This window comes from Pseudomonas edaphica (assembly GCF_965277385.1).
In the GTDB taxonomy this organism is placed as follows: domain Bacteria; phylum Pseudomonadota; class Gammaproteobacteria; order Pseudomonadales; family Pseudomonadaceae; genus Aquipseudomonas; species Aquipseudomonas edaphica.
In genome coordinates this window covers 631,402-658,212 of the sequence record NZ_OZ255725.1, presented here as the reverse complement: position 1 = coordinate 658,212, position 26,811 = coordinate 631,402, and the positions used below count along the sequence as shown (strand labels likewise).

The following is a 26,811-nucleotide window of genomic DNA, read 5'->3' as shown; positions in this document are numbered from 1 at the left end:
CCGATGCAATTTTTATCCAACCCCTACGGCTGTGAAGGCTGGTCCGGTGAAATGGCCCAGCGTATCCGTGCCTTCGATTGGTCCGCCACGGATCTTGGCCCGATTGACACCTGGAGCGCCAGCCTGGCCTGCAACGTGCAGATGATGCTGGCCTCGCCCGTGCCGATGGTGATGCTGTGGGGGCGGGCGGGCTACATGATCTACAACGACAGCTATTCGGTGTTTGCCGGCGGCCGGCATCCGTACTTGCTCGGCACGCCGGTGGAGCTGGGCTGGCCGGAGGTGGCCGAGTTCAATCGCCACGTGGTCGACACCTGCCTAGCGGGCGGCACCTTGACGTTTAACAACAAAGACCTGGTGTTGTTGCGTAACGGCAAGCCGGAAACCGTCTGGCTGGACCTCTATTACAGCCCCGTCGCCGGGGACAATCAGCAGCCAGCCGGGGTGTTGGCGATTGTGGTGGAAACCACCGAGCACGTGCATTCCGAGCGCCTGCGCCAGGAACTCACCCATAACCTGGAGCAACGCGTCGCCGCCGAAGTGCAAGCGCGTTCCGCCGCCGAAGACCAGTTGCGTCAATCCCAGAAGCTCGAGGCAATCGGCGGCCTGACCGGCGGCGTGGCCCATGACTTCAATAACCTGCTGCAAGTGATCGCCGGCAACCTGCACCTGCTGGCCCGCCACGAGCCGGACAACCCCCAGGTGCAGCGCCGGGTCACGGCGGCCATCGCGGCGGTGGAGCGCGGTGCCAAGCTGTCCTCGCAACTGTTGGCGTTTGCGCGTCGTCAGCCGTTGTCACCGGCGGTGTACAACCCGCAGCGCATCTACGCAGGCTTGGGCGAGCTGCTTCAACGCGCCCTGGGCGAAACCATTCATATCGACGTGCAACTGCCCCAGGATTCCTGGTGCATCAATGTCGACCGCAACCAATTGGAAAACGCGCTGCTCAACCTGGCGATCAATGCCCGCGATGCCATGCAAGGCGAAGGCGTGATTCGCATCAGCGGCGAAAATATCATCCTCAACCCCGGCGATTGCATCGGTAAAAGCATCAAACCGGGCGAATACGTGCGCCTGGCGGTGACCGACACCGGTGTCGGCATGCCCCAGGAGGTACTCAAACGTGCGTTCGAGCCGTTCTTTACCACCAAGCGTGAAGGGCATGGCACCGGCCTGGGCCTGAGCATGGTGTTCGGTTTTGTACGCCAAAGCGGCGGGCATGTGGACGTACGGAGCGAGGAGGGCAAAGGCTCGGTGGTGCAGATGTATTTCCCCCACAGCCTGGAACCCGAATGTGGTGAGGTCGACACCGAGCAGGCGACTCACAGTGGCGGCCAGGAAACCATCCTGGTGGTCGAGGACAACGAAGGCGTGCGCCTGACCGTGGTCGAGTTGCTGCAGCAATCGGGCTACACGGTACTGACCGCCGAAGACGGTGACCGGGCCATGCAAACCCTGCAAAACGGCGTGCAGCCGGACCTGATCTTTACCGACGTGGTGATGCCCGGCCGGGTCAAAAGCACCGACCTGGCCGACTGGGCGCGCGTGCAGCACCCGCCGGTGGCGGTGCTGTTCACCTCCGGGCACACCCGCGACATTCTTTCCAGCAATCATTTGCTGAGCTCCGACATTCATCTGCTGAGCAAGCCCTACAGCCCCGAAGCCCTCACGCAACGGGTGCGCAGCGTGCTCACCGCCAGACAAGGTTGCCCATGACGTCACAGCGCAACATCCCCCCGATCACCGCCCAGCGCCCAGGCTTTGTACGCGTGCGCGGCGCCCGCGAACACAACCTGCGTAACGTCGATGTGGATATCCCCCGGGATGCCCTGGTGGTATTTACCGGCGTTTCGGGTTCGGGCAAATCATCCCTGGCGTTTTCCACGGTGTATGCCGAGGCTCAGCGCCGCTATTTCGAATCGGTGGCGCCCTATGCGCGGCGCCTGATTGACCAGGTCGGCGTACCCGATGTGGACGCTATCGAAGGCTTGCCCCCGGCCGTGGCCCTGCAACAGCAGCGCGGCACGCCGAGTGCACGCTCGTCGGTGGGCAGCGTCACCACCTTGTCGAGCCTGATCCGCATGCTGTATTCGCGTGCCGGCAGTTATCCGCCGGGGCAGGCGATGCTGTACGCCGAGGACTTTTCACCGAACCTGCCCCAGGGCGCCTGCCCGCACTGCCACGGTTTGGGCCGCGTGTATGAGGTGACCGAGGCGCTGATGGTGCCGGATCCGTCGTTGACCATTCGCCAGCGTGCGGTGGCGTCCTGGCCCTTGGCGTGGCAGGGGCAGAACCTGCGCGACATCCTTGTGACCCTGGGCTATGACGTGGACATCCCGTGGCGCGACCTGCCGAAAAAGCAGCGCGACTGGATTCTGTTTACCGAAGAAACCCCGACCGTGCCGGTGTACGCAGGCTTCACCCCACAGCAAACCCGCGACGCGTTGAAACGCAAGCTGGAGCCGAGCTACCAGGGCACGTTCAGCGGTGCGCGGCGCTATATCCTGCACACCTTCAGCCATACCCAAAGCGCACTGATGAAAAAGCGCGTGTCGCAGTTCATGCAGGGCAGTGCGTGCCCGGCGTGCGAGGGCAAGCGGCTGAACAAGGCGGCGCTGTCGGTGAAGTTTGCCGGGGTGGACATCGGCGCGCTGTCGCAACTGTCGCTGGCGCAGTTGGCCGAGCTGCTGCGCCCGGTGGCGGCGGGGCAGGACAAAATGAAGCTGTCGGTGGAAAAGCGCCTTGCGGCTCAGCGTATCGCCCAGGACTTGCTGGAGCGGGTCAGCACCCTCACCGAGTTGGGCTTGGGCTATCTGTCCCTGGAGCGCAGCACGCCTACATTGTCATCCGGGGAATTGCAGCGACTGCGCCTGGCCACCCAGTTGGGCTCGCAGCTGTTCGGCGTGATCTATGTGCTGGACGAGCCCTCGGCAGGCCTGCACCCGGCGGATGGCGAAGCATTGTTTACTGCGCTTGAGCGTTTGAAAGCGGCCGGCAATTCGTTGTTTGTGGTGGAACATGACCTGGAAACCATGCGCCGGGCCGACTGGCTGATCGATGTGGGGCCGGCTGCCGGTGAGCACGGCGGGCAAGTGCTGTACAGCGGTCCGCCTGCCGGTTTGGCGGATGTGCAGGCCTCGCAGACGCGCGAGTATTTGTTTGCCGAGCGGCGCGTTTGCAGCACGACGCGACGTGAGCCGTCGGGGTGGCTGAAGCTTGAAGGCGTGACGCGTAATAATCTCAAGGATCTAAGCGTGGATTTCCCGCTGGGTTGCTTTACGGCGGTGACGGGTATTTCCGGCTCGGGCAAGTCCAGTCTGGTTAGCCAGGCGCTGTTGGAACTGGTGGGCACAGGCTTGGGCCGTGTGCTGGAAAGCGACGAAGAACCGAGCCTTGAAGACGATGCCCCGCAAAGCAGTGGTGGGCGGATCAGCAGCGGTTTGGAACAGATTCGACGTTTGGTGCAGGTGGACCAGAAGCCCATCGGCCGTACGCCGCGTTCTAACCTGGCGACTTACACCGGGTTGTTCGATAACGTGCGCAAATTGTTCGCGGCAACACCGGCGGCCAGGAAGCGTCATTTCGATGCCGGGCAGTTCTCGTTCAACGTTGCCAAGGGCCGTTGCCCCCATTGCGAGGGGGAAGGGTTTGTCAGTGTCGAGTTGCTGTTTATGCCCAGCGTGTATGCGCCGTGTCCGACGTGTCATGGGGCGCGTTATAACCCTGAGACGTTGGCGATCAAGTGGCAAGGCTTGAGCATTGCCCAGGTGCTGGGGTTGACCGTGGAGCAGGCGGTCGAGGTGTTTGCCGAGCAGCCTGGGGTGTTGCGTTCGTTGTTGGTATTGCGTGATATCGGCCTGGGGTATTTGCGGTTGGGGCAGCCGGCGACTGAGCTGTCCGGCGGTGAGGCGCAGCGGATCAAGTTGGCGACCGAGTTGCAACGTAATGCCCGGGGCGCGACGTTGTATGTGTTGGATGAGCCGACTACGGGTTTGCATCCACGGGATGTGGACCGTTTGCTGAGTCAGCTTAATCATCTGGTGGACGCGGGGCACACGGTGGTTGTGGTGGAGCATGAGATGCGCGTGGTGGCGCAGGGGGATTGGGTGATTGATATTGGGCCGGGGGCTGGGGATTTGGGCGGGAAGGTGGTGGCTCGTGGTACGCCGCAGAAGGTGGCCAAGAGCAAAGCCAGCCGTACTGCAGCGTTTCTGGCGCGGGAGTTGGTGTAAGTTTCAACGCCGATTAATTGTGGGAGCTGGCTTGCCTGCGATGGCGGTTTGTCGGTGTACATATCCGTTATTCGGGTAACGGCGGCTTATGGTTCCGCTCTTACAGCGGGTCACTTTTGGCAAACGCCCCAAAAGTAACCAAAAGGTCTGTGCCCCACCACTCGGCACCTCGCTTAGGCTCGGTGTGCCCTCACTCCGGCTTGAATCCGTGGGCCGCCGCGATGGGCCATCCTTGGCCCAGCGCGGCTAACCCGGCGTCCTGCCGGGTTACCCACGGATTCAAGCCTGCGTTCGGCCATCGTGGTTAACGGGGCGTCTCAGATCAAAAGCAAGATCAAGATCAAGATCTACAGCACGGCGGCCTGAAAGCCGACCTGAGTGGTTGAAGCAAGAGCCAGATCAAGTGCAAGGCAAAAGCCTATCTACCTGATGCCGCGGGGTCTAAATGTGGGAGCGCATGCAGTTTTGAATATGAGATCGACTGCGGATTTGCATGCACTGAAGAGCTGCTTTTCTGTGGGAGCTGGCTTGCCTGCGATGCAGACACCTCGGTATATCAGGCACACAGAGTTGATGCCATCGCAGGCAAGCCAGCTCCCACCTTTGACCGAGTATGGCTCTGCTGTTGCTGTTGCTCCGGCTCTTACATTCTTTTCGATGACGAAGTCAGCAGTCTTTTGATCTGCGCTTTTGATCTTGATCTGAAATCGCCCCCCAAATCACTGACGGATTGCGGGCATGCCGAGCCATAGCGAGGCACCGAGTGTTGGGGCGAGGACTTTTTGCTTACTTTTTGAGGGAGCAAGTCCAATGCCCCCTCAACGCCCAGCCTCAACGCCCAGTCAGTCGAATCTGCTCCTTGGCCTGCTTCACCACATTCTCCACCGTAAACCCGAACTTTTCCTGCAACTTGGCCAACGGCGCCGACGCGCCAAAACTGTTCATCACCACTTTAGCGCCAGTCTGCCCAACGTAGCGGTCCCAACCCAGCGGGCCTGCCTGCTCCACCACCACACGGGCTTTTACCGCGGGCGGCAAGACACTGTCGCGATACGCCTGATCCTGGTCTTCAAACAATTCCCAGCTGGGCATCGACACGACCTGAGCGGCAATGCCTTCAGCTTGCAACTGCTCATAAGCCGCCACCACAAGGCTCACTTCACTGCCGGTCGCCAACAGCAGCACCTCAGGCTTATCGGCACCCGCCAACACATAAGCGCCTTTGGCCGCCCCAGACGCCGCCGCATACTTTGTGCGATCCAAGGTCGGCAACGCCTGGCGCGACAACACCACGCAGCTCGGCCGATGGGTTTGTGCCAGGGCCACCTTCCACAGCTCCAACGTCTCGTTGGCATCGCCGGGGCGCAAGGTGAGCAACCCTGGCGTGGCGCGCAGTTGCGTCAGGTGTTCGATGGGCTGGTGCGTCGGGCCGTCTTCACCCACGCCAATCGAGTCATGGGTAAATACGAACACCACTGGCAATTCCATGATTGCCGCCAGGCGGATCGGCGGTTTCATGTAGTCGCTGAACACCAGGAAGGTCGAGGTGTACGGCCGCAGGTAGGACAGCGCCATGCCATTGGCAATCGCGCCCATGGCGTGCTCGCGGATGCCGAAGTGCAGGTTGCGCCCGCTGTAGTCATCGGCACTGAAACGCCCGGCGCCGTCGAAGGTGAGGTTGGTCTTGGTCGATGGCGACAAGTCCGCCGAGCCGCCCAGCAGCCAGGGGATTTGTTGTGCGAAGGCATTCAGCACTTCGCCGCCGGCGGCGCGGCTGGCGATGCCCTTGGCGTCGGTGTCGAAGTGGGGCAGTTCGTCCTGCCAATGCTCCGGCATTTCGCCGGCGCGCATGCGGCGCAATTCATCGGCCAGTTCCGGTTCGTACTGCTCCAGCTGCGCCAGGTGTTGCTGCCAGGTTTCATACAGCGGCTGGCTGCGTTCCAGCAGCGCATCGCGCAGCACCGTGCGGGTGTCGTCGGGCACCAGGAAACTGGAATCCTGCGGCCAGCCGTAGGCCGCCTTGGTCAGGCGGATTTCTTCCTCGCCCAATGGCTCGCCATGGGCGGCGGCGGTGTTGTGTTTGTGCGGTGAGCCGTAGCCGATCACGCTGTCGACCACAATCAGGGTTGGCGCGCCGGTGTTGGCCTGGAAGGTTTCCAGCGCTGCGCTCAGGGCTTGCAGGTCGTTGGCATCGGTGACGTGCAAGGTGTGCCAGCCATAGGCCTGGAAGCGCTTGATCACGTCTTCGCTGAACGCCAGCTCGGTGTGGCCTTCGATGCTGATGGTGTTGTTGTCGTAGATCCAGCACAGGTTATCGAGCTTTAAGTGCCCGGCCATCGACGCCGCTTCGCTGCTGATGCCTTCCATCATGTCGCCATCACCGCACAGGGTGTAGACGTTGTAGTCGAACAGCACCTGGCCGTCGCGGTTAAAGCGTTTGCCCAGCCAGCGTTCGGCCATGGCCATGCCGACGCTGTTGGCGCAGCCCTGGCCCAGCGGGCCGGTAGTGGTTTCCACGCCGGTGGTCATGCGGTACTCGGGGTGGCCGGGGGTCTTGGAGCTCATCTGCCGGAATTGCTTGATGTCGTCCAGGCTGATCGCCGGCTGGCCGGAGCGCTTGCCGTGGGCATCAATCTCGACCACACCGGCCAGGTGCAGCAGCGAATACAACAGCATCGAGGCGTGCCCCACCGACAAGACAAAGCGGTCGCGGTTAGGCCAATCCGGATGTTCGGGGTGGTAACGCAGGAAGCGGCTCCACAGCGTGTAGCCCACCGGTGCCAGGCCCATGGGCGTGCCGGGGTGGCCGGAGTTGGCCTTTTGCACGGCATCCATGGCCAGGGTGCGAATGGTGTTGATGCATTGGGTGTCGACAGCAGTGGCAGCGTGAGTCATGAAACCGTTCTCCCTCGGGTGGCGATCTACAGTGGAGGGCAGGGCACGGCAAAGGTTTGATCCCATCATGCGCATTACGACGAACGGGACCGCCTTGACCCAAGACATGACAAGAGCCCTTGTAATGGGCTAGTTTCAAAGCGTAGGCCATTGAACAACTTGCGGAGGTACTCCATGCCAGTGAAACACGACCTGTATCAGGATTTGGGTTTGAGCAAGGAAGAGGTCGACGGGCGTCGGGCGAAAAATCCCCATTTGAACGCGCTGTTTGATAAGTACAACACCGTCGATGAGCAGGTGGTGAGCGCCGAAAAGGCATCCGGTAGTGATGAGGCGTTGAAGAAGCTGAAGGATAAACGCCTGTTGGTTAAAGACGAGATCAGGGACTTGCTGCAATAAAACGTCCTACAGGACGCGGACATATTTGTTCAGAATTGTCTGAGCGACAGCCGGCGTTTCACTGCTTATGATGCCGGCCGTCCACCCGGCTCTGGGGACTGTTGCGGCGCAAGGATTGCGCTGCTGAGCCGGGCGGGCATCCTATTTCATGCACGCAGCGCCTGGATGCATTCATCCATGGAGCGCTGCTGCGTCTCGGCATACAGCTTCAATTCATCAATCGTCCGGCGGCCCAGCGCCTGCTCGAATTGAGCCTGGTTCGAATGGGCTGTGTAGTGACTTTGCGCCGCATCGCCCAGGTTCGACTGGAAAATCCCCGCCGCACTCACCGGCAGAAAATCCTCATACACCAAAGGCTCCACCGCCACGTGCCCGGCCGCCATCAAGGCCTCCAACGTTTGCGGCTGACCGGCCTGGCCGCGTGCCGCCAAGCCTTTCTCGGTGACGAAGTAGCGGAAATACGCCAGGCCCTGTTCACGCATCTGCGCGTGGTTATCGGGGAAGGCCTGAAAGTGTTGCGCCATCAGTTCGACATAACGTGCAGCGTTGCCCTCATTCGGGAAGGCGCCCAGTTCGTCGCGCGCCGCGTTCAGCAACTGGTCGTACAGGGCGCGACCCTTTGGCGTCAACGCCACACCCCGTTGTTCTATTTCGCCGAAGCGCGCGCTGTGGCTGCCTTTTGCGTCGGTAAACGCGATGGGCTCGTCGAGCGCCTTGAAGCTGGTCTGACGCAGCAGGATCGGGCACTGGCGACGTGGCGGGCCTTCGATCACGGCTTTGGGCGTGATGCCTTTGCCGGGCATCGCGGCCTGCACCTGATCGATGTCCAGAGTACGTGGGGTCAGGTGATTGATGTGCGGACCTTTGAACGCCACCACGTCGGCGATCAGGCGATGCTGGTCGCTCAATTGCTGGTATTGGGCGCCGGTCACGGTGGCGGTGTGGTGCCAGCGAAAGGTTTCCAGGGCCTCGCGGATAAACGCTTGGGCATCCGCGGCGTTGAGGCCACCGTCGCGTTCGGCTTGCTCGATCAGCGCCAAGGCGCCAGGGGTGAAAATCGAGCGTTTGGCCAGGGCGCTTTCGGCGAAGGCGCGCAGCTCGAGGTTTTCGATCAATTCCAGGCGTAGCAGGGAGGTAAAGACGCGGAACGGGCTGGCCTGCAGCGCCTGTTCATGCACGGCGCGAAAGGCCGTGGAATGCACCGGCACACCGGCGGGTGTGAGGTCGTAATAGCCCACCGGCTGCATGCCCATCACCGCAAACAGACGGCCGATGGTGGCCAGCTCATGGGCGGTGCCCAGGCGGATGGCGCCGTGGCGTTCCATGGCCAGGCGCTCCATTTCACCGGTGCGCTGCAGTTGTTTGGCCAGGCCGGAATCACTGTCCAAAACCCGCGTGTTGGTCTCGGCCACCAGCTCCATCAGCGCGCCATAAAGCGGAACTTCATCTCGGTACATGTCGGACATGGCCCTGGAAAAGTCTTTGCGAATCTCGTCGGGGCTGACATACGCGGCACTTGGCATAGAAAAATTCCTGAACACGGTGGTGAGGGTGCGGCCTTTCTCTGGATTCTGTTGGGCTTTAAGGGGGCTGGCAAACGAAGAATCCTCAGGACTTCATTCTGCAAATGAATGAAATGACATGAATATGACAAAAATCGGCGCCAGGAAAATTTCATTTTCACGGGTACTTTCCTAACTAATTCTTCACGAGGCGCGCCCCGGTCCTCATGAAACAATCGTTACGTTTGTAGGGATGAAAACGCCGTTTGCACACAACGCACATAAAAAAATGTTTAGGGGCCGTTACACATGAAAATTTCTACACTGGCGTTATCCATCACCGCAGCGTTGCTCGCGCAACAAGCGTGCGCTGATGACTTCGGGCTCGGTTCTCTGGGCACGGGCACGGGTCACAGCGGTTTCCTTGAAGACAGCCATGCGGCTGTCAGTTCGCGGACCATGTACTACAGCGCGGACAACCGTTCGGGCACCAACAACGATCTGCGCGAAGCCGCGACCTTGCTGCGTTTTGACTACAAATCCGGTTACACCCAAGGCACCCTGGGCGTCGGTTTTGACGTGATGGCGTTCGGCGCCTTGCGTCTGGACGGTGGCGACGGCCACGCCGCAGGCCCGGGCCTGGCGGGTAACGGCAACAGCTTCTTCCCGACCAAAAACAACGGCACTGAACCCGCCGACAGTTTCAGTCGCGCTGCGGGTAACGTGAAATTCCGTATTTCCCAGACCGAGTTGCACGTCGGTGGCGGTTTGGCCCCGGTGTTGCCTATTCTGGTTTCCAACGACAGCCGTGTGGCGCCGCAGACCTTCGACGGCGGCATCCTGACCTCCAACGACATCCCCAACGTGACCTTCACCGGTGGTGAGCTCAACCGTGCCGAAGGCCGTGCTTCCAGCAACTCCACGGGCTTGAGCGTTGCCGGCGGTACCCGCGACAGCGACAGCTTCAAGTTCGGCGGTGTGGACTACAAGCCGTTTGGCTCGTCCGACAACGCCATCGCTAAAAACCTGACGTTGCAGTACTACTACGCCGACCTGCAGGACTTCTACAAACAGAACTACTTCGGCCTGGTTCACGTGCTGCCATTGGGCAATGACCAATCGTTCAAGACTGACCTGCGTTATTTCGACAGCACCAGCGACGGCAAAAACGGTGACGCCGGCTACCAGTTCAACAACAACGGCGGCTACGCCAAGCACGCCGGTGAAGTGGACAACAAAACCTACAGCGCCGCGTTCACTTACCAGTTGGGTGGCAGCAGCCTGATGCTCGGTCACATCGGTGTGAGCGATGACGGCGGCTTCGTCTGGGTCAACCAGGGCAGCATCGCTGATCCAAACGCACAAGGCGCGGGCGGCAGCGACTTCTACCTGTTCACCGACGCCGTGGTGGGCCAGTTCTCCCGCGCGGGCGAGCAGGTCAATTTTGGCCAGTACTCCTACGACTTCAAGGCCCTTGTGCCAGGCTTGAAAGCCTCCGTGGCGTACCTGGACGGCACGGGCATCAAGTCCAAAGTGGCCGGTGGTTCGGATCAGAAAGAAAACGAAACCGACTTCCGCCTGGATTACGTGGTGCAGCAAGGCCCGCTCAAAGGCTTCGGCACCACCTTCCGTACTGGTACTTACAAAGGTCACAACACCGGCACTGCGGACCAGGACCAGACGCGCCTGATCTTCAACTACACCTACGCGATCTTCTAAGCTCGCGCCGCCACAAACGGAGGCCGCCTAGTCAGCGGCCTCTTTTTTTTGCGCGCGCGAACACGACTTCATGTGCATCCGCGCACGGATGGGTTTTACACTGCCCCCACTGTGTCAGTGATGGAGGACCCAATGACGGCCACGCCCGCAACCAACATCCTTGCAACCCTTGAAGGCCAGCGCCTGGCCGCCGAAGACGCCGAGCGCTGGCGCGAGTGGGGCCCGTATCTGAGTGAACGCCAATGGGGCACGGTGCGCGAAGACTACAGCGCCGACGGCGATGCCTGGGCCTACTTCCCCCACGAACACGCCCGCAGCCGCGCCTACCGTTGGGGCGAGGACGGCCTGGCCGGCTTCAGCGACAAGGCGCAACGCTGGTGCCTGGGCCTGGCGCTGTGGAACGAGCGTGACAGCATCATCAAGGAGCGCCTGTTCGGCCTCAACAACGCCGAGGGCAACCACGGCGAAGACGTCAAGGAGCTGTACTTTTTTGTCGACGGCGTGCCCAGCCATGCTTATATGCGCATGCTCTACAAATACCCGCATGCGGCGTTTCCCTACGCCGACCTGATCGCCGAAAACGCCCGCCGTGGGCTTGAGGATGCCGAGTACGAAGTGCTCGACACCGGCGTATTTGAAGACAACCGCTACTGTGATGTAACGGTTGAATACGCCAAGCATCAGCCCGATGATATTTTCATGCGCGTCACCGTGCACAACCGCGCGGACCAGCCGACGCGTGTGCAGGTGCTGCCCCAACTGTGGGCGCGTAATGACTGGAGCTGGACCTTTGACGCGCCCAAGCCGCAGTTGCGCCTGGATGGTGAACGGGTGCTGGCCCGGCATCATGAGCTGACCGATCGCCATCTCAGCGCCTGGGGCGAGGACGGCCTGGAGTGGCTGTTCTGCGAAAACGAAAGCAACTTCCCCAAGCTCGATGGGCAACCGGCGCAGGGGCCGTTCAAGGACGGCATCAACGACTACGTGGTGGGCGGCGCAGACTCGGCAATCCGTCGCGACACGGGCACCAAGGTCGCCGCGCGTTTCAGCCTCGAACTGGCGGGCCAGCAGAGCAAAACCCTGTACCTGCGGTTTGCGCCGGTGGACGCGCCTGAGGTCAATGCACGCAAGCTGTTCGAGCTGCGTCGCCAAGAGGCGGACGACTTCTACGCCGCCCTGCAGCAAGGCATTGCCGATGCTGACGCGCGCAATGTACAGCGCCAGGCCCTGGCCGGGTTGCTGTGGTCCAAGCAGCTCTACTACTTTGATGTAAACCAGTGGCTCGACGGCGACCCGGCCCAACCCGCGCCGCCGCCCGAGCGCCTGCACATCCGCAATACCCATTGGCGGCACTTGTCGAACTTCGACATCCTGTCCATGCCCGACACCTGGGAGTACCCGTGGTACGCCTCCTGGGACCAGGGCTTCCAGGCCGTAGCGATGGCGCTGATTGATCCGGGGTATGCCAAGCAACAGCTGTTGTTGCTGGTCAAAGACCGTTTTATGCACCCCAATGGCCAGCTGCCGGCGTATGAATGGCGTTTCGACGACGCCAACCCGCCGGTGCATGCCTGGGCCAGTTGGCGCGTGTATCAGCAGGACAAGGCGCTGACCGGCGTGGGTGACATGGATTTCCTCGAGCGGATTTTCCACAAGCTGCTGCTGAATTTTTCCTGGTGGGTCAACCGTAAGGACGCCGAGGGCCGCAACCTGTTTCAGGGCGGCTTCCTGGGCCTGGACAACATCGCCTTGTTCGACCGCTCGGCCACCTTGCCGCCCGGCTACCAGCTGGATCAGGCCGACGGCACCGCGTGGGTCGCCGCCTATGCCCTGGACCTGATGCGCATCGGCCTGGAGCTGGCCAAGCGCAATGGGGTGTACGTGGATATCGCGGTGAAGTTTTTCGAGCACTTCCTGTACATCGCCGGTGCGATCAACCGTGTCGATGACAGCGCCGAAGGCTTGTGGGATGAGCAGGACCAGTTCTTCTACGATGTGCTGCACCGCCCGGACGGCCAGAGCGAGCCGGTGCGCCTGCGCTCCATCGTCGGCCTGATGCCGTTGTTTGCCGTGTTGGTGCTGGAGCAACGCGAGCACGAAGGCCTGCAAGGCTTGCGTGAGCGGCTGCTGGGCTTCATGAAACACCGGCCTGACCTCGCCAAGCTGGTGTCGCGCTGGAACGAACCGGGGCAGGGCAACCGCCTGTTGCTCGCCTTGCTGCGCGGCGAACGCACCAAGGACCTGCTGCGGCGCATGCTCGATGACCAGGAGTTTTTGTCGACGTTTGGCGTGCGCTCGTTATCCAAGGCCTTCGCCGAGCAGCCGCTGGCGCTGAAGATGAACGGCGACACCCTGTGCGCGCGCTACCAGCCCGGCGAGTCCGACTCACGTTTATACGGCGGCAACTCCAATTGGCGCGGGCCGCTGTGGATGCCGGTGAACTACATGCTGATCGAGTCGCTGCGCGAGTTTCACCGCTACTACGCGGATAACTTCTCGGTGGAGTACCCGACGGGCAGTAGTTATCTGGCGTCCCTTGAAGAAGTGGCCGACAGCCTCAGCCAACGTTTGACCCGCTTGTTTTTGCGCGATGAAGATGGCCTGCGCCCGTCGATGGCGGGCTATGCGCAATTGGAAGCAGACCCGGCCAGTCGCGATCTGGTGTTGTTCCATGAGTATTTCCATGGCGAAACCGGGCGTGGGTTGGGGGCGTCGCATCAGACCGGGTGGAGTGCGTTGGTGGCGTTGTTGCTGCAGCCGAAAAGCTAAGCCGCACCACTGATTCAATTTTCTGTGGGAGCTGGCTTGCCATCAGCCACACACGGGTGGGCTGACCCACCGCTATCGCAGCATAGGTATCTACACAACCGGTTAACACGGAGTCTGTTGCAAGCCTGCTCGCCACAGGAGAAATTGGCTGCCTTCAAAAGTTGTGTAGATACCTATGGCTATCGCAGGCAAGCCAGCTCCCACATTAAAACTACATCGCTTGTGAAATGACGGGCAAAAAAATCCCGCCACCAAGAGGTCTGAATCAGGTAAATTCGCCGCCCCTTCAGACAAGGATGTAGACGATGGCGAATGTTATCGCGCGGGTTGGCAGTGCAGGCCTATTGGGGGTATTGCTACTCACCTGCGGTGTGTTCATGACTTCACTGTATTCCCGAGAAAGCGCCGCGGCCCCGCTGATGATGCATTGCCGCGAATGCGAGAAAGGTGAGAACACCTTCGATGCAACAAAATGGTTCAGCAGCGGCATGTACCGCCTTGAAACGGATATTGTTCCCAACCCTATGCGGTCGATGACTCGCACTCATCCGGTGGTCTTCAAGGCCAAGGACAATGACCAACTGGTAGAGGCCGCGCTGCGTGGAATCAGCGATGTGCTCCCATCCTTCGATTCCCGCACGTTTGAAGCACAGTGGCCCGTGTTAACCAAGCGCGTACGTTACAGCTACAGCTTTTTTATGGCGCCTGATGAACCCCGGGACCTCTATGACATGTACTTGCAAGTGGGCAAATACAAGCTGGTGGTCGTGGTTGGGCTTGACGTCAATACCGGTGAAATCACCGCCGAGTATGAAGGGCGTGTGATTCGTGAAAACGATGGTAATGACCCTGCGTACATGGACACGTTCGAAGAAATGGATAACGCCAACACCCGCTGACCGGGAGGCTGGCTGAACGAAAAATCCCGCCGAAAGGCGGGATTTTTTTTGAGCGCGGCGTTATCAGGCCGGGAACAGCTCGCTCAGTTTCATGGCCAGCATCATGTCGCCTTCGGTGCGCAGCTTGCCGCTCATGAAGGCCTGCATGCCGTCGGTCTCGCCGCTGACGATGCCTTCCATGGTTTCGCCGTCGGTCACCAGGGTAACCTGGGCGTCAGGGTTTTCGCCTTCCAGCAGTTCGCAGGTGTTGTTCTTGACCACCAGCGAGAAGTTCTGGGTGTCGTCGATACGGAAACCGAACACCAGGTCCAGGCCGTCGGCAGCGCCTGGGTTGAATTTGGCTTTCATTGCTTCTACAGCTTTGGCTACGTCAGTCATGGTTTCGATCCTTTAAGGTAGAGTCCAGTGACCTTGGGGTCACGGTTGGCCGCAATTCATCGGAATGTGATGAGCTGCGGCGCCTTCAACAGTTGCAAGTGGGTATGACTGTTGAAGGAAGCCAGTGCCACCTCGCGACCACGGAATTTAAGCTGGTTGAGCGAGGTGTTAACAATTTGCCAGTTCAGTTCGAAGGCCTGCGCGGCAGGCATTCGGGTAATCAGGTGGAGCAGGGCGGTAATGGTGCCGCCGGAAGTAAACACGGCGATCTTGTCGGTGTTCTCGGCGGCTTCCAGGATGCGTTGCAGGCCGCCCTGCACACGTTCCACGAAACCCAGCCAGCTTTCCAGACCGGGTGGGTCGTAGGTGCCGGCCAGCCAGCGCTCGATGATCAGGGCGAAAATGCGCTGGAACTCACTGCGGTTTTGCGCAGCGTTGCGCAGGATATCCAAGGCGTGAGGCTCGGTGGTCAGCAGGTCGGGGAGCAGGGCGCGGATGATCGCTTCGCCGTCGAATTCGTTGAAGGCCGGGTCGATTTCCAGTGCTGGGGCTGACAGGCCGAGGGCACGGTATTGATCGAATGCGGCGGAGGCAGTGTGCTGCTGGCGACGCAGGTCGCCAGACAGGCAGCGGTCAAACGTCAGACCCAGGTCGGCCAGGTGGCGACCGAGTACTTGCGCTTGCTCTACGCCGACGGGCGACAGGACGTCATAGTCGTCTGCACCGAAGGAGGCCTGGCCATGTCGAATCAGATAGATGCTGCCCACGTCCGTTTTCCCGGTACGTTGAAAGTCTGGCGAGGTTATGAGGATGGCAGGGAGCTGTCAATGAAAAAACATACGCTTGTTTTAAAAGCGCGTTAGAGGACGACTGCTGGCGGTTTGAGCACTGGTCCGAAGGCGGTGCCGTCGGTATGCTGGGGCCATCCGCGCCTGGCGCCGTGCTTTTTTAAGGAGACATATGGATTTTTTGGCCGAATACGCGAGCTTTCTGGCGAAGACCGTCACCCTGGTGGTCGCTATTCTGGTGGTACTGATCAGTTTCGCCGCGTTGCGCAGCAAGGGGCGGCGCAAATCCGCCGGCCAATTGCAGGTCAGCAAGCTCAATGATTTCTACAAAGGCCTGCGTGAGCGCCTCGAGTCGAGCCTGCTCGACAAGGACCAGCTCAAGGCCCTGCGCAAATCCGAAAGCAAGACCGAAAAGAAGAACAGCAAGAAGAAACCCGAGGCCAAGCCACGGGTATTTGTGCTGGATTTTGACGGCGACATCAAGGCCTCGGCCACCGAGAGCCTGCGCCATGAAATCACCGCGCTGCTGAGCCTGGCCACGCCGAAAGACGAAGTGGTGCTGCGCCTGGAAAGCGGCGGCGGCATGGTGCACAGCTATGGTCTGGCCTCGTCGCAGCTGGCGCGTATTCGTCAGGCCGGCGTGCCGTTGACCGTGTGCATCGACAAGGTTGCGGCCAGCGGCGGCTACATGATGGCGTGCATTGGCGAGAAGATCATCAGCGCACCCTTTGCCATCCTCGGCTCCATTGGCGTGGTGGCGCAGTTGCCCAACGTCAATCGCCTGCTGAAAAAGCACGACATCGACTTTGAAGTGCTGACCGCCGGTGAATACAAACGCACCCTCACCGTGTTTGGCGAAAACACCGAGAAGGGGCGGGAGAAGTTCCAGGAAGACCTGGACATCACCCATCAGTTGTTCAAGAACTTTGTGTCGCGCTATCGCCCGCAGTTGGCAATCGATGACGTCGCGACCGGAGAAGTGTGGCTGGGTGTTGCAGCGCTCGACAAACAGTTGGTCGATGAACTGCAAACCAGCGACGAATACCTGGCGACCAAGGCCAAGACGGCCGAGGTGTTCCACCTGCACTACGCCGAGCGTAAAAGCCTGCAAGAACGCGTGGGCCTGGCGGCCAGCGGCTCGGTGGACCGTGTATTGCTGACCTGGTGGAGCCGGTTGACCCAGCAGCGATTCTGGTAACCCACATCTGAAGACCCAGGTGATCCATGTGGGAGCGGGCTTGCCCGCGATGGCGGTGGCATAGGCAACATAGTTGTCGGCTGATACACCGTAATCGCGGGCAAGCCCGCTCCCACATTTTAGTTTTGCGCCAGGGCGGGTATCGGCTTTCGCATCAACGTCCCCACCACCAATGCCCCCAGCAACCCCAACAACCCCGCCACCCACAACACCCCGCTGAACCCACCCACAAACGCCTGTCGGGCCAATGGCTGCACCATCGCCCGCGCCGGTTCCGGCAGCAAGCCCATCGCCGCCGGCATATCCCCGGCCACCACCCGCGACGCAATCCCCGCCACCTGCGCCTGCCATTGCGGGTCGATACTTGTGCTCAGCAACTGCTCACTATGGCTGCTCAGCAACGCCCCATACACGCCGATGGCCAACATGATCGCGCTGAAACGCATGGTGGTACTCATGCCCGACGCCATGCCCGCGCGGTCACGTGGCACGCAGGCCATGATGTTTTTCTGCGTATCGCCATTGAGCAGGCCCGCACCGGCGCCCGTCACCGCAATCGCCAGCGCGAAGGGCAGATAACCGCCCGCATTGACCGCCCAGGCGCTTAACAGATTGCCGCAGCCCACCAGAATCAAACCGGTTGCCATCATCGTTGCAGGCGCAAAGCGTCCGGCCAGCCGTGCACCGATGCGTGGGCAAATAAGCATGGTCAGGGCAAACGGCAACATACCCAGACCCGACGCTATGGCCGAAAACCCCAGACCGTTTTGCAGATAAAACGGCAGCAACGTCATCATCACCTGAGCGCACCCGGCGTAGGCAAACATCCCCAGTAGCGCGCCGATAAAACGCGGGTGCCGGAACAGTTGCAAGTCGACCATGGGCCGCTGCTGCACACGTTCGACCAGCACAAACACCCCCAGCAACACTGCGCCGCCAATCAGGCGTGCGTAGGTCAGCGGGCTGTCCCAGCCGATGCGATTGGCCTCGATCAAACCCCAGATCAGGCACAGCAGGCTGGCACTGAAGGCCAGGCTGCCCCATGGGTCCAGGCGTGCCGATTGAGTGTCGCGTGATTCGGGAATCGCCCGCAGCGCCAACGCCATCAACCCCAGGCCCACGGGCAGGTTGAGGTAGAAGATCCAGCGCCAGCCCAAGTACTGGGTGATCACGCCGCCGAGCGTCGGCGCGGCGGTCATCGCCACGCCCATGCACGCACCCCAGAACGCCCAGGCTTTGGCACGCTCTACTTCATCGTGAAAGGTGTGGCCGATGGAGGCCAGGGCAGAGGTCAGCAGCAAGGCTGCGCCGACGCCTTTGACGGCGCGGGCGATGTCCAGGAGCAACGCATTCGGTGCAGCGCCACACCCCAGCGAGGCGAGGATGAAAATGCTCAAGCCCCAGATCAGCGACCGCTTGCGACCAAAGCGGTCGGCGATGCTGCCGGCGGGCAGTAACAGGGCGGCGAACGCCAGCATGTAGGCGCTGACCACCCACTCGATATCGGCGAAATTCGCACCCAGGTCGCGCGCAATACTTGGCAGGGTGACGGCGACGATATTGGTGTCGAGCACAATCAGCGAGCAGACGCCGGAGGCGGTCAGCAGGGTGAGGCGCGGGCTGACCCGGCTCATGTCTTGATTGCCTTACAGGTAATGTGGGAAAGACAGTTGACGTGCATCGCAAGGGCTCTCTAGTGTAGGTGTGCGCTGAGCTTATCTCCGACTATGGTCTGTTTTATTAGCTGGAGCGCCGCACTTCATTACCTTTGAGCTAATTCAAAAATGGAAATCCGCCATTTCCGCTACTTCCTCGCCGTCGCCAGGCAGCGCAATTTCACCCGCGCTGCCGAGCAACTGGGCATCGCGCCGCCGACCTTGAGCCGCCAAATTCAGGACATGGAAGCCACGCTGGGCACGCGCCTGTTTATCCGTCAGCAACGTGAAGTCAGCCTCACCGAAGCCGGCGCCGCCTTGCTGATAGAGGCTGAAGCCACCGTGCGCCAGTTCGAGTTCGCCCAACGCAACGCCCAGCGCGCCGGGCGGGGAGAAATCGGGCATATCGAGTTGGGTTATGTGGCTTCGGCGGTGTATTCGGGGCTGCTGCAAAAACAAATGCAGGCGTTCAGCCAGGCGTTTCCCGATGTGAGCGTGAATGTGCGCGAATGCGCCATGGCGTCCTTGCCCGGCGCGGTGGCCGATGGGCGTTATGACATCGGCTATATCCGCTCGCCCATGACCTTGCCCGACAGTGTGGAGGCGGTGCGCCTGGACAGCGAAGGCTTTGTGTTGGCGCTGCCTCAGGATTCCTGGCTGCTGGGGCTCAAGGCCATCGGCTGCGGACACCTGCAAAACGAGACGTTTATATTGCCGGAACAAATTAACGGCACCTTGCACGTGGCGGCCCAAGGCGGCTTCGCGCCGCGCCTGGGGCCGCAGCCGGGCGGGTTGGTTGCGGTGGTGGCGTTGGTGTCGTTAGGGCAGGGCGTGGCGGTGGTGCCGGCATCGATGGTCGGGCATGTGGGTTTGCCAGGCGTGGTCTACCGCACGATTCATCAGGATGATGCAGCGTTGTCGTGGCTGTCGCTGATTCACCGGCGCTTTGAAAAAGCGCCGGCGGTGGCGCGGTATATCCAGCAGGTCAAGCAGTCAGCCGGGGCTGCACGGAATCGGCCAGGCGCGTAAGAATCAGGCAGCACGACACCGCCCCCGCATCCAGTACACCCAGCGAGCGCTCGCCCAGGCGGCTGGCGCGACCGATTTTGGCGATCAGGTCTTTGGTCGAATCTCGCCCTTGGGACGCGGCGGTTTTCATTGCCTCCAGCGCATCGTTGAAAGAAGCGCCACCGGCATGCGCACGCTCAAAGGCCTCAACCGCCGGGATCAGCGTGTCCATCAAGCACTTGTCGCCCACGCCCGCTTCGGTGATGTCCTGCAACGAGGTCAGGCCGCCGCGCAGCAGGTGGGCAAAGGTTGCCGCGTCGATGTCATCGCTGCTGCGCACTTCGTCGGCCATGCCGATAAACAGGCTGCCATACAGCGGCCCCATGGAGCCGCCGATGCCTTCCATCAGGCTCAGGGTCAGTTCATCCAGAGCTTCGGCCAGGGTCAGTTGGCGGCCTTCGAGGCTGCGCCCGCAATGGGCAAAGCCCTTGGCCATGTTGATGCCGTGGTCGCCGTCGCCAATGGCGCCGTCGATTTCACTGAGGTATTCACGGTTGGCCACGATCACGCTGACCAGGTCAGCGACAATGGCGCTGCCGTCGCGGGTGGAAAAATGCTGGCTCATGGTTCACTCCGCCTGGGTCATGCCGATGGAACAGCAGGGTTGGTCGATCAGGGTTTTAAGCTCGGCGTCGAGGCCGAGCAGGGTCAGGGTCACGCCCATCATTTCCAGGGAGGTGAAGTAGTTGCCGACGTAGCAGCGGTGAATCTTCAAGCCCTTGGCCTTGAGTTGGCTTTCGACCTCGGCGTAGAACACATACAACTCCATCACCGGCGTGGCGCCCAGGCCCGAAACCAGCACCACCACGCTGTCATCCTGGCTGAAATCGCGGTCGGCGAGGATCGGCGCGAGCATGCGCTCGGCCATGGCGGCAGCCGGTTCGATGGCGATCACTTCAATGCCCGGTTCGCCATGATGGCCGATGCCCAGTTCCATCTGGCCATCGGGAATCTGGAAGTTCGGCTTGCCCACGGCTGCAATGGTGCAGGGCGTGAGGCCGATGCCGATGGAGCGGCAGTTATCCACGGTTTTCTGTGCAACGCGAATCACGCCATCCAGGTCGTAATGCTGGGCAGCCGCAGCGCCGCCGATCTTCCACATGAAGATTTCGCCGGCCACGCCACGGCGCTTGGCGATATCGGCCTTGGGCGCGGAAGCCACGTCGTCGTTGGCGACCACGGTGCGGATGCGCATGTCTTTGCTGGCAGCCATTTTCATGGCCAGCTTCACGTTCATGTTGTCGCCGGCGTAGTTACCGTACAGGCAGGCCACGCCCGCGCCATGGTCAGCGGCGCGGAAGGCGTCGAAAAAGCTTTTGGCGGTGGGTGAAGAGAAAATCTCGCCGACGGCCACGGCATCCACCAGGCCTGGGCCGACGTAACCGAGGAAGGCCGGTTCATGGCCGGAGCCGCCGCCGGTGACGATGCCGACGCGGCCGGCTGCCGATGGCTTGGCCTTGGTGATGACCCTTGGGTTGGTTTCGTACTGGCGCAGCTCGGGGTGCGCGACCAGGATGCCGCGCAGCATGTCCTCGACCACTTGGTCCGGATCGTTGATGACTCGATTCATAACGCGGGTTCCTGTTCTTGTTCTTGAAGGGCAACAACCATCTAATGTGGGAGCTGGCTTGCCTGCGATAGCGGTGTGTCAGTTGCCACCGCCATCGCGGGCAAGCCCGGCTCCCACAGGGTGAGGTGGTGTTGTTGAAATCAGGGTTGCAGGACTACTTTGAGCGACTTGTCCCCGCGCTCCATCACCGCAAATGCTTCCTTGAAGTCCGCCAACGCAAACTTGTGAGTCACCACGTCGCGCATGTCGATCTTGCGGTTGCCGATAAAATCGATGGCGCGCGGGTACATGTACGGCCCCAGGTGTGAACCCAAAATATCCAGTTCCTTTCGGTCGCCGATGATCGACCAATCTACCGTGGCCTCGTCATTAAACACGCTGAATTCGACGAAGCGCCCCAGTTTGCGCAGCATCGCCAGGCCCTGGTTCACCGCCTTGTGGTGCCCGGTGGCTTCGATATAAATGTCGCACCCATAGCCGTCGGTCATTGCGCGGATCTTGGCCATCACGTCGACTTCGGCCGGGTTCCACACCTCGTCGGCGCCCATGCGCAAGGCGAGGGCGGCGCGTTCGGGTTTCATGTCCAGCACGATGAGCTTTTTCGGGTTGCGCAGGCGCACCGCGCCGATAATGCCCAGGCCCAAGGTGCCGGCACCGGCGACCACCACCACGTCGTCATGGTCGACATTCGCGCGCTCGGCCGCGTGCAGCGAGCAGGCCAGCGGTTCGATCAAAATGGCTTCATCCGGGGCGATGGATTCCGGGACTTTGTGGATGATGCCTTCCTTGGTAAAGATCATGTACTGGGCCATGGCGCCCTGCACGTTGTTCTGGAAACCGTAGAGGTCGTGCTTCTGGCACATCCAGTACTGGCCGTGGTTGCAGAAACGGCAGCCCCAGCACGGCACGATCTGCTCGGAGATCACTCGGTCACCGACTGCCACGCCGCGTTTTTCTGCGCCTGGGCCGAGGGCAACCACACGGCAGACGAACTCATGCCCCGGAATCATCGGCGGCTTCACATAGCGCGGTTGCTCGGCATCGCCCCAGAACGACGGCGCGCCGCGATAGGTCTTGATGTCACCCATGCAGATGCCGCACAGCTCGACTTTGGTGAGAATCTCGTCGGGGCCGGGCGTGGGCACGTCGACAGTTTCCAGGCGATAGTCTTCCGGGCCGTGGCAGACCACGGCCTGCATGGTTTTCGGGATGACCGGGGAGAGGTGTTCAGGTGTGCGTTCGGTGGCGGTGGACATGGCAAAAACCTCACGACAAAAGATGAATTACTGAATGCTGTAGCCGCCATCGATCACCATGTTGGCGCCGGTGATCATCTGCGCGGCGTCGCTGAGCAGGTACAGCGCCAGCCCGGCGATTTCTTCCGGCTGGGCGAAGCGGCCGGCCGGGATCTGCAATTTGGCCTTTTCACCGACTTCACCGGCCCAGGCTTTCTTGCCCAGGGCGGTCTCGACGATGGTCGGGGAGATGGCGTTGACGTTGATCTGCGGTGCCCACTCCATGGCCAGCACTTTGGTCATGCCGACGATGGCGGCCTTGCTCGCGCAGTAGGCGACGTGACGGTCCAGGCCAATCACGGCGGCCTGGGAGGCCAGGTTGACGATGCGCCCGCTGCCCTGCGCCAACATGTGTCTGGCGCAGGCCTGGGCCACAAAGAAGCTGGCCTTGAGGTTGATGTCCAGAGTGGTGTCCCAGGCGCTTTCGCTGACGTCGATGGCCTTGTCCAGCAACACCACGCCGGCGCTGTTGATCAGGTAATCCAGGCGCTGGAAGTGTTCGAATACGCTGTCGATGGTGTGCTGTATCTGGCCGACCTGGCCGAGGTCGACGGCAATACCCAGGTGGCCGTCGCCCAGGCTGGCCGCGACGTGCACCACCGCCGGGTCGCGGTCGAGCAAGGCCACGCGGGCGCCGCGCTCCACCAGCAGGTGGGCGCAGGCCAGGCCAATGCCGGCGGCGCCGCCGGTGATCACCGCGCAACGGCCGGAGAGGTCGAAGGCTTGGTTCCAGAATCCAGACATGAATGACTCCATTTTCGAAAGCAGTAGAGATCCAATGTGGGAGCTGGCTCCCACACTTGACCTTATTTCAAGGTGAGAACTACTTGCCGCCGCTGACTTGTTGGTACAGCGCATCGGCATTCGCGTTAGTGACGGGCACCCACGGCAGGATGTAGTTCTTGGCGGTGCCATCGCCCCATTTCACGTCCTTGCCGTAGCGCTCCCAGATCACCGATTGCGGCTTGTAGTCCTTGCCGGCCAGTGCGCGCAACGCCACATCCAGCGCGCCTTGGGATTGGGCCTGGGCGTCTTGCAGGAAGGTGGTGACTTCGTCTTTCTTCGCCGCCTGGATCGCGTCCGGCATGCCGTCGATAGAGGTGACCGGCACGTCTTTGGAGGTCAACCCGTGAGACTTCAGCGCCTGCACGGCACCCAGGGCCATATCGTCGTTTTGCGCGATCACGCCGTTGATGCCTTTGGGGTGCGCGTTCAGCCAGTCTTCGGTGAGGGTCAGGGCCTGGGCGCGGTCCCAGTTGGCGGTCTTTTTCTCGATGATCTTGATGTCCGGGTGCTTGCTCAGCACTTCCAGCTCGCCCTTTTCCCGATCGATCTGCGCCGATTGGCCAATCGGGCCCTGGATGATCACCACATTACCTTTGCCGTTGAGCTTGTCGACCATGGCCTGGGCCTGCAGGCGGCCGCCTTCCACGTCGTCGTTACCCACATAAGGCACGGAGGCATCGGCTACTTTCGTATTGGAGGCGATGACCACCACGTCGTTGCTCATGGCTTGCTTCACGGTGCCGACACCGGCCTTGGTGTCGATCGGCACGAACAGGATGGCGTCGTAGTGCTGGGTCACCATGTTTTCGATCTGGTTGTTCTGGGTCAGGGCGTCATAGTTGCCGTCGAACACCGTCAGTTGCACGGTGCCGTCTTTGACCGCCGGGTGTTCTTTCAGCTCGCGGACCCAGTTCTGCATGAACTGGCCCTTGAGGCCGTAGACGGCCGCGCCGATCTTGTAGGTCTTGCCATCGGCGGCAAAGGCAATGCTGCTGGCGAGCAGGGTGAGGGTCGCCGCGGCGGCCAAAGTGGTACCAAGTTTCATGAGTAGAACTCCGGTTATTGTTGTGGGTCGTTCTCTAGCGTTTTTTCTTGCGCCACACGTCGATCAGTACTGCGAACACGATGATCAGGCCCTTGGCGACCTGCTGGTAATAGGAGGACACGCCGAGCAGGTTCAGCCCGTTGTTGATCACGCCGATCAGTAGCGCACCAAACAGCGTGCCGACAATGCTGCCGGTGCCGCCCGACAGGCTGGTGCCGCCGATCACCACGGCGGCAATCGCGTCCAGCTCATAAGAAACCCCGGCCTGGGGCAGGGCGGAGGTGGTGCGTGCCGACAGCACTACGCCGGCCAACCCGGCGAGCAGACCCGAGACCACGTACACCGAAAACATCACCTTGCGCACGCCGATACCCGAGGTGCGCGCACTCTTTTCATTGCCGCCCACCGCGTACACGTAGCGGCCGTAAGTGGTGTAGCGCAGCACCATCCAGAAGATCAGTGCGACCACCGCAAAGATCACGATGGGCACGCCAATCGGGCCGATCTTGCCGATGCCCAGCGCCAGGTAGGCGTCGGGCAGGTCGGTGATCGGGCTGCCGTCATTGAGTATAAAGGTCATGCCCCGCGCGATGCTGAGCATGCCGAGGGTGGCCACGAACGGCGGGATCGACAGGTTGGCGACCATAAAACCGTTGACCACACCGAGCATCGCACCGGCAAACATCCCCGCACTGACGGCCGCCAGCAGGCCATAACCCTGGGTCGCAACCATGGCGCTGCACAGCCCGGCAAAGGCCAGGATCGAGCCCACCGACAGGTCGATGCCCTTGGTGAGGATCACGTAGGTCATGCCTACGGCCAGGATGCCGTTGATCGAGGTCTGGCGCAGGATGTCCATCCAGTTGCGCCAGGTCATGAAGTATTCGCTGGAAAACGCCATCACCACGCACAGCAGGATAAACACCAGCGGCAGGCCGAAGCGGTCGAGGGACAAGCGCAGGCGATTGCGCGGCGCGGTGGTCATGGGCGGTGCGATGGTTTTGGCATTCATGAGGCAAGACTCAACAAGGCTTCCTGGGAAAGGGCGGTGTCGGTGCTGATGGTCACCAGTCGGCCGCCCTTGAATACGGCGATGCGATCACTTAAATGCAGCAGTTCCGGGGCTTCGGACGACACCACGATGGCAGCGCCACCGGCGCGCACGAACTGGTCGAGCAGGTGGTAGATCTCCTGCTTGGCGCCTTCATCGATGCCACGGGTCGGCTCGTCGCAGAGCAGGCACACCGGCTCGGTCGACAGGCATTTGGCGAGCACGACTTTCTGCTGGTTGCCGCCGCTCATGGACGCCACCGGCAGTTCCAGTGAGCTGGTCTTGATCTGCAGGCGCTTGACCATGTCCTCGGCCAGTTGGGTTTCCTTGCGCGCATTGATCAGCGACCAACTCGACAGGCGCTTGTAGGCCGACAGCGCAATGTTGGAAAGAATGCTGCCGGTGAGCACCAGGCCGCTGTCTTTGCGGTCTTCGGTGACCAGCGACATGCCGGCGTTGATCGTGGCTTTGGGCAGGCCGATGGGCATGGGCTTGCCTTGCAGGGTCACGCTGCCGGAGTCCGCAACCGTCAGCCCATAGATGCAGTTGAGAAACTCGCTGCGCCCCGAACCCATCAGCCCATAGATGCCGAGGATTTCGCCCTGGCGCAGTTGCAGGCTGATGTCGTGGAACTCGCCATTACGGCTCAGGTTGTCGACTTGCAGGCAGGTATTGGCGGCGCATTCGCGGCCGACCTTGTGGTCGATGCGTGTCAGCTCCTGGCCGACAATCCCGCGCACCAGGTGGTTGCGGTCGATATCGGCCATGCGGCCGCTTTCCACAAAGGCGCCGTCACGGAAGATGCTGTACTCGTCGGCGATCTGCGCCAGCTCGCTCAAACGGTGCGACACGTACACGATACCGGCGCCGCGTGCGGTGAGGCGGCGAATGGCCTTGAACAAGGTTTCCGCTTCGCGCTCGCCGATTGCCGAGGTCGGTTCGTCCATGATCATCACCTGGCAGTCATGGCTGAACGCCTTGGCGATTTCCACCAGTTGAATCTGCGCCACGCTCAGGCGGTGCATGGGGCTGGTGGCATCGACCTCGAATTCCAGGCTTTCGAGCAGCTCGCGGGTGCGGCGGTTGAGGGTCTTGCTGTCGACGATGCAACCGGCGCGGCGCGGTTCGCGGCCCAGCCAGATATTTTCGGCGACGGTCATGTAAGGGATGGGCTCCAGTTCCTGGGTGATCATCGCGATCCCCGCCGCCAGGGCTTCACTTGGGCGGTTGAACTGTACGGGCGTGCCGTTGAGCAGGATGGTCCCGGCGTCACGCTGGGTGATGCCCATCAGGATGCTCAGGAAGGTCGACTTGCCGGCGCCATTGCCGCCGCACAGCGCATGCACGCTGCCGGCCCGCAGAGAAAGGCGCCCGTCACGCAGGGCAGGCACCCCGGCGTAAGCCTTGGCGACGTGTTCAGCCTGGAGCAGTAATGGCGTGGCCATCGGCGTGTCCTCGTGCTGTGAATTCTTATTAGGTCGCACAGTCATGTTTTGCTGTGATCATATGTGTATCAAATGAAATTCTGATCAGTCAATCGCTTTCACTAAAAAGTTATAAAT

Annotated in this window: 20 protein-coding genes; 8 read left to right on the top strand and 12 right to left on the bottom strand. The window is 61.3% G+C overall.

The annotated features are described in order from the left end of the window. Positions 1-3: 3 nt before the first annotated feature. Positions 4-1,716 carry an ATP-binding protein gene (locus ACQY47_RS02640; RefSeq protein WP_428555351.1) on the top strand — a complete coding sequence of 571 codons (1,713 nt, stop codon included), beginning with the start codon at positions 4-6 and terminating at the stop codon, positions 1,714-1,716. Next, complete coding sequence (gene uvrA, locus ACQY47_RS02635) at positions 1,713-4,232, top strand: excinuclease ABC subunit UvrA (protein WP_428555348.1); 2,520 nt, start codon at positions 1,713-1,715, stop codon at positions 4,230-4,232. The genes ACQY47_RS02640 and uvrA overlap by 4 nt, the downstream gene beginning before the upstream one ends. Positions 4,233-5,063: 831 nt before the next feature. On the opposite strand, the gene tkt is transcribed toward uvrA, so the two are convergent. Next, the gene (tkt, locus tag ACQY47_RS02630; RefSeq protein ID WP_428555345.1) at positions 5,064-7,127 is read right to left on the bottom strand and encodes a transketolase; all 2,064 of its coding nucleotides are present in this window, start codon (positions 7,125-7,127) and stop codon (positions 5,064-5,066) included. A gap of 174 nt (positions 7,128-7,301) precedes the next feature. Here tkt and ACQY47_RS02625 point away from each other — a divergent pair, with 174 nt between their 5' ends. Next, entirely contained in the window at positions 7,302-7,526 is a 225-nt protein-coding gene (locus ACQY47_RS02625; RefSeq protein ID WP_056860349.1) for a DUF465 domain-containing protein, read from the top strand. Positions 7,527-7,672: 146 nt separating this feature from the next. Here ACQY47_RS02625 and hglS read toward each other — a convergent pair whose 3' ends face one another. Continuing rightward, a complete protein-coding gene (hglS, locus tag ACQY47_RS02620; protein WP_236462796.1) occupies positions 7,673-9,049 on the bottom strand; it encodes a 2-oxoadipate dioxygenase/decarboxylase HglS in 1,377 nt (458 codons plus the stop codon). A gap of 288 nt (positions 9,050-9,337) precedes the next feature. On the opposite strand from hglS, the gene ACQY47_RS02615 reads away from it, so the two are divergent. The 3 genes from ACQY47_RS02615 to ACQY47_RS02605 all read left to right on the top strand — a co-directional run bounded on the left by ACQY47_RS02615 (position 9,338) and on the right by ACQY47_RS02605 (position 14,415). Then, positions 9,338-10,747 carry an OprD family outer membrane porin gene (locus tag ACQY47_RS02615; protein WP_428555340.1) on the top strand — a complete coding sequence of 470 codons (1,410 nt, stop codon included), beginning with the start codon at positions 9,338-9,340 and terminating at the stop codon, positions 10,745-10,747. 132 nt (positions 10,748-10,879) lie between these two features. Continuing rightward, on the top strand, positions 10,880-13,516 hold the full coding sequence (locus ACQY47_RS02610; protein ID WP_428555337.1) for an MGH1-like glycoside hydrolase domain-containing protein: 2,637 nt from the start codon (positions 10,880-10,882) through the stop codon (positions 13,514-13,516). Positions 13,517-13,821: 305 nt separating this feature from the next. Further along, the gene (locus ACQY47_RS02605) at positions 13,822-14,415 is read left to right on the top strand and encodes a hypothetical protein (protein WP_428555334.1); all 594 of its coding nucleotides are present in this window, start codon (positions 13,822-13,824) and stop codon (positions 14,413-14,415) included. A gap of 63 nt (positions 14,416-14,478) precedes the next feature. Here ACQY47_RS02605 and ACQY47_RS02600 read toward each other — a convergent pair whose 3' ends face one another. After that, positions 14,479-14,793: an SCP2 sterol-binding domain-containing protein gene (locus tag ACQY47_RS02600; protein ID WP_395599959.1), complete on the bottom strand. Its 315-nt coding sequence runs from the start codon at positions 14,791-14,793 to the stop codon at positions 14,479-14,481. Between the two features lie 56 nt (positions 14,794-14,849). Then, positions 14,850-15,560, bottom strand: coding sequence for a histidine phosphatase family protein (locus ACQY47_RS02595; protein WP_017135930.1), 711 nt, complete (start codon positions 15,558-15,560; stop codon positions 14,850-14,852). A gap of 193 nt (positions 15,561-15,753) precedes the next feature. Here ACQY47_RS02595 and sohB point away from each other — a divergent pair, with 193 nt between their 5' ends. Next, on the top strand, positions 15,754-16,779 hold the full coding sequence (gene sohB / locus ACQY47_RS02590; RefSeq protein WP_017135929.1) for a protease SohB: 1,026 nt from the start codon (positions 15,754-15,756) through the stop codon (positions 16,777-16,779). 119 nt (positions 16,780-16,898) lie between these two features. On the opposite strand, the gene ACQY47_RS02585 is transcribed toward sohB, so the two are convergent. After that, positions 16,899-18,413: an MFS transporter gene (locus tag ACQY47_RS02585; RefSeq protein WP_428555329.1), complete on the bottom strand. Its 1,515-nt coding sequence runs from the start codon at positions 18,411-18,413 to the stop codon at positions 16,899-16,901. A gap of 150 nt (positions 18,414-18,563) precedes the next feature. Between ACQY47_RS02585 and ACQY47_RS02580 the strand changes: the two genes are divergently transcribed. Further along, the gene (locus ACQY47_RS02580; protein WP_428555326.1) at positions 18,564-19,463 is read left to right on the top strand and encodes a LysR family transcriptional regulator; all 900 of its coding nucleotides are present in this window, start codon (positions 18,564-18,566) and stop codon (positions 19,461-19,463) included. On the opposite strand, the gene dhaL is transcribed toward ACQY47_RS02580, so the two are convergent. From dhaL to ACQY47_RS02545, 7 genes are all read right to left on the bottom strand, one after another. Further along, a complete protein-coding gene (dhaL, locus tag ACQY47_RS02575) occupies positions 19,420-20,067 on the bottom strand; it encodes a dihydroxyacetone kinase subunit DhaL (RefSeq protein ID WP_138453652.1) in 648 nt (215 codons plus the stop codon). The two genes, ACQY47_RS02580 and dhaL, sit on opposite strands and share 44 nt — an antisense overlap. A 3-nt stretch (positions 20,068-20,070) precedes the next feature. Next, positions 20,071-21,072, bottom strand: coding sequence for a dihydroxyacetone kinase subunit DhaK (locus ACQY47_RS02570; RefSeq protein ID WP_428555322.1), 1,002 nt, complete (start codon positions 21,070-21,072; stop codon positions 20,071-20,073). A 140-nt stretch (positions 21,073-21,212) separates the two neighbouring features. Next, positions 21,213-22,328, bottom strand: a complete 1,116-nt coding sequence (locus ACQY47_RS02565) for an MDR/zinc-dependent alcohol dehydrogenase-like family protein (RefSeq protein WP_138452506.1) — start codon at positions 22,326-22,328, stop codon at positions 21,213-21,215. 27 nt (positions 22,329-22,355) lie between these two features. Further along, the gene (locus tag ACQY47_RS02560) at positions 22,356-23,111 is read right to left on the bottom strand and encodes an SDR family oxidoreductase (RefSeq protein ID WP_428555318.1); all 756 of its coding nucleotides are present in this window, start codon (positions 23,109-23,111) and stop codon (positions 22,356-22,358) included. Between the two features lie 79 nt (positions 23,112-23,190). Beyond that, entirely contained in the window at positions 23,191-24,198 is a 1,008-nt protein-coding gene (locus ACQY47_RS02555) for a substrate-binding domain-containing protein (protein ID WP_017135923.1), read from the bottom strand. Between the two features lie 34 nt (positions 24,199-24,232). Next, entirely contained in the window at positions 24,233-25,210 is a 978-nt protein-coding gene (locus ACQY47_RS02550) for an ABC transporter permease (RefSeq protein ID WP_017135922.1), read from the bottom strand. After that, positions 25,207-26,694, bottom strand: a complete 1,488-nt coding sequence (locus ACQY47_RS02545) for a sugar ABC transporter ATP-binding protein (protein WP_099549144.1) — start codon at positions 26,692-26,694, stop codon at positions 25,207-25,209. Before ACQY47_RS02545 ends, ACQY47_RS02550 begins: the two co-directional genes overlap by 4 nt. Positions 26,695-26,811 lie beyond the last annotated feature (117 nt).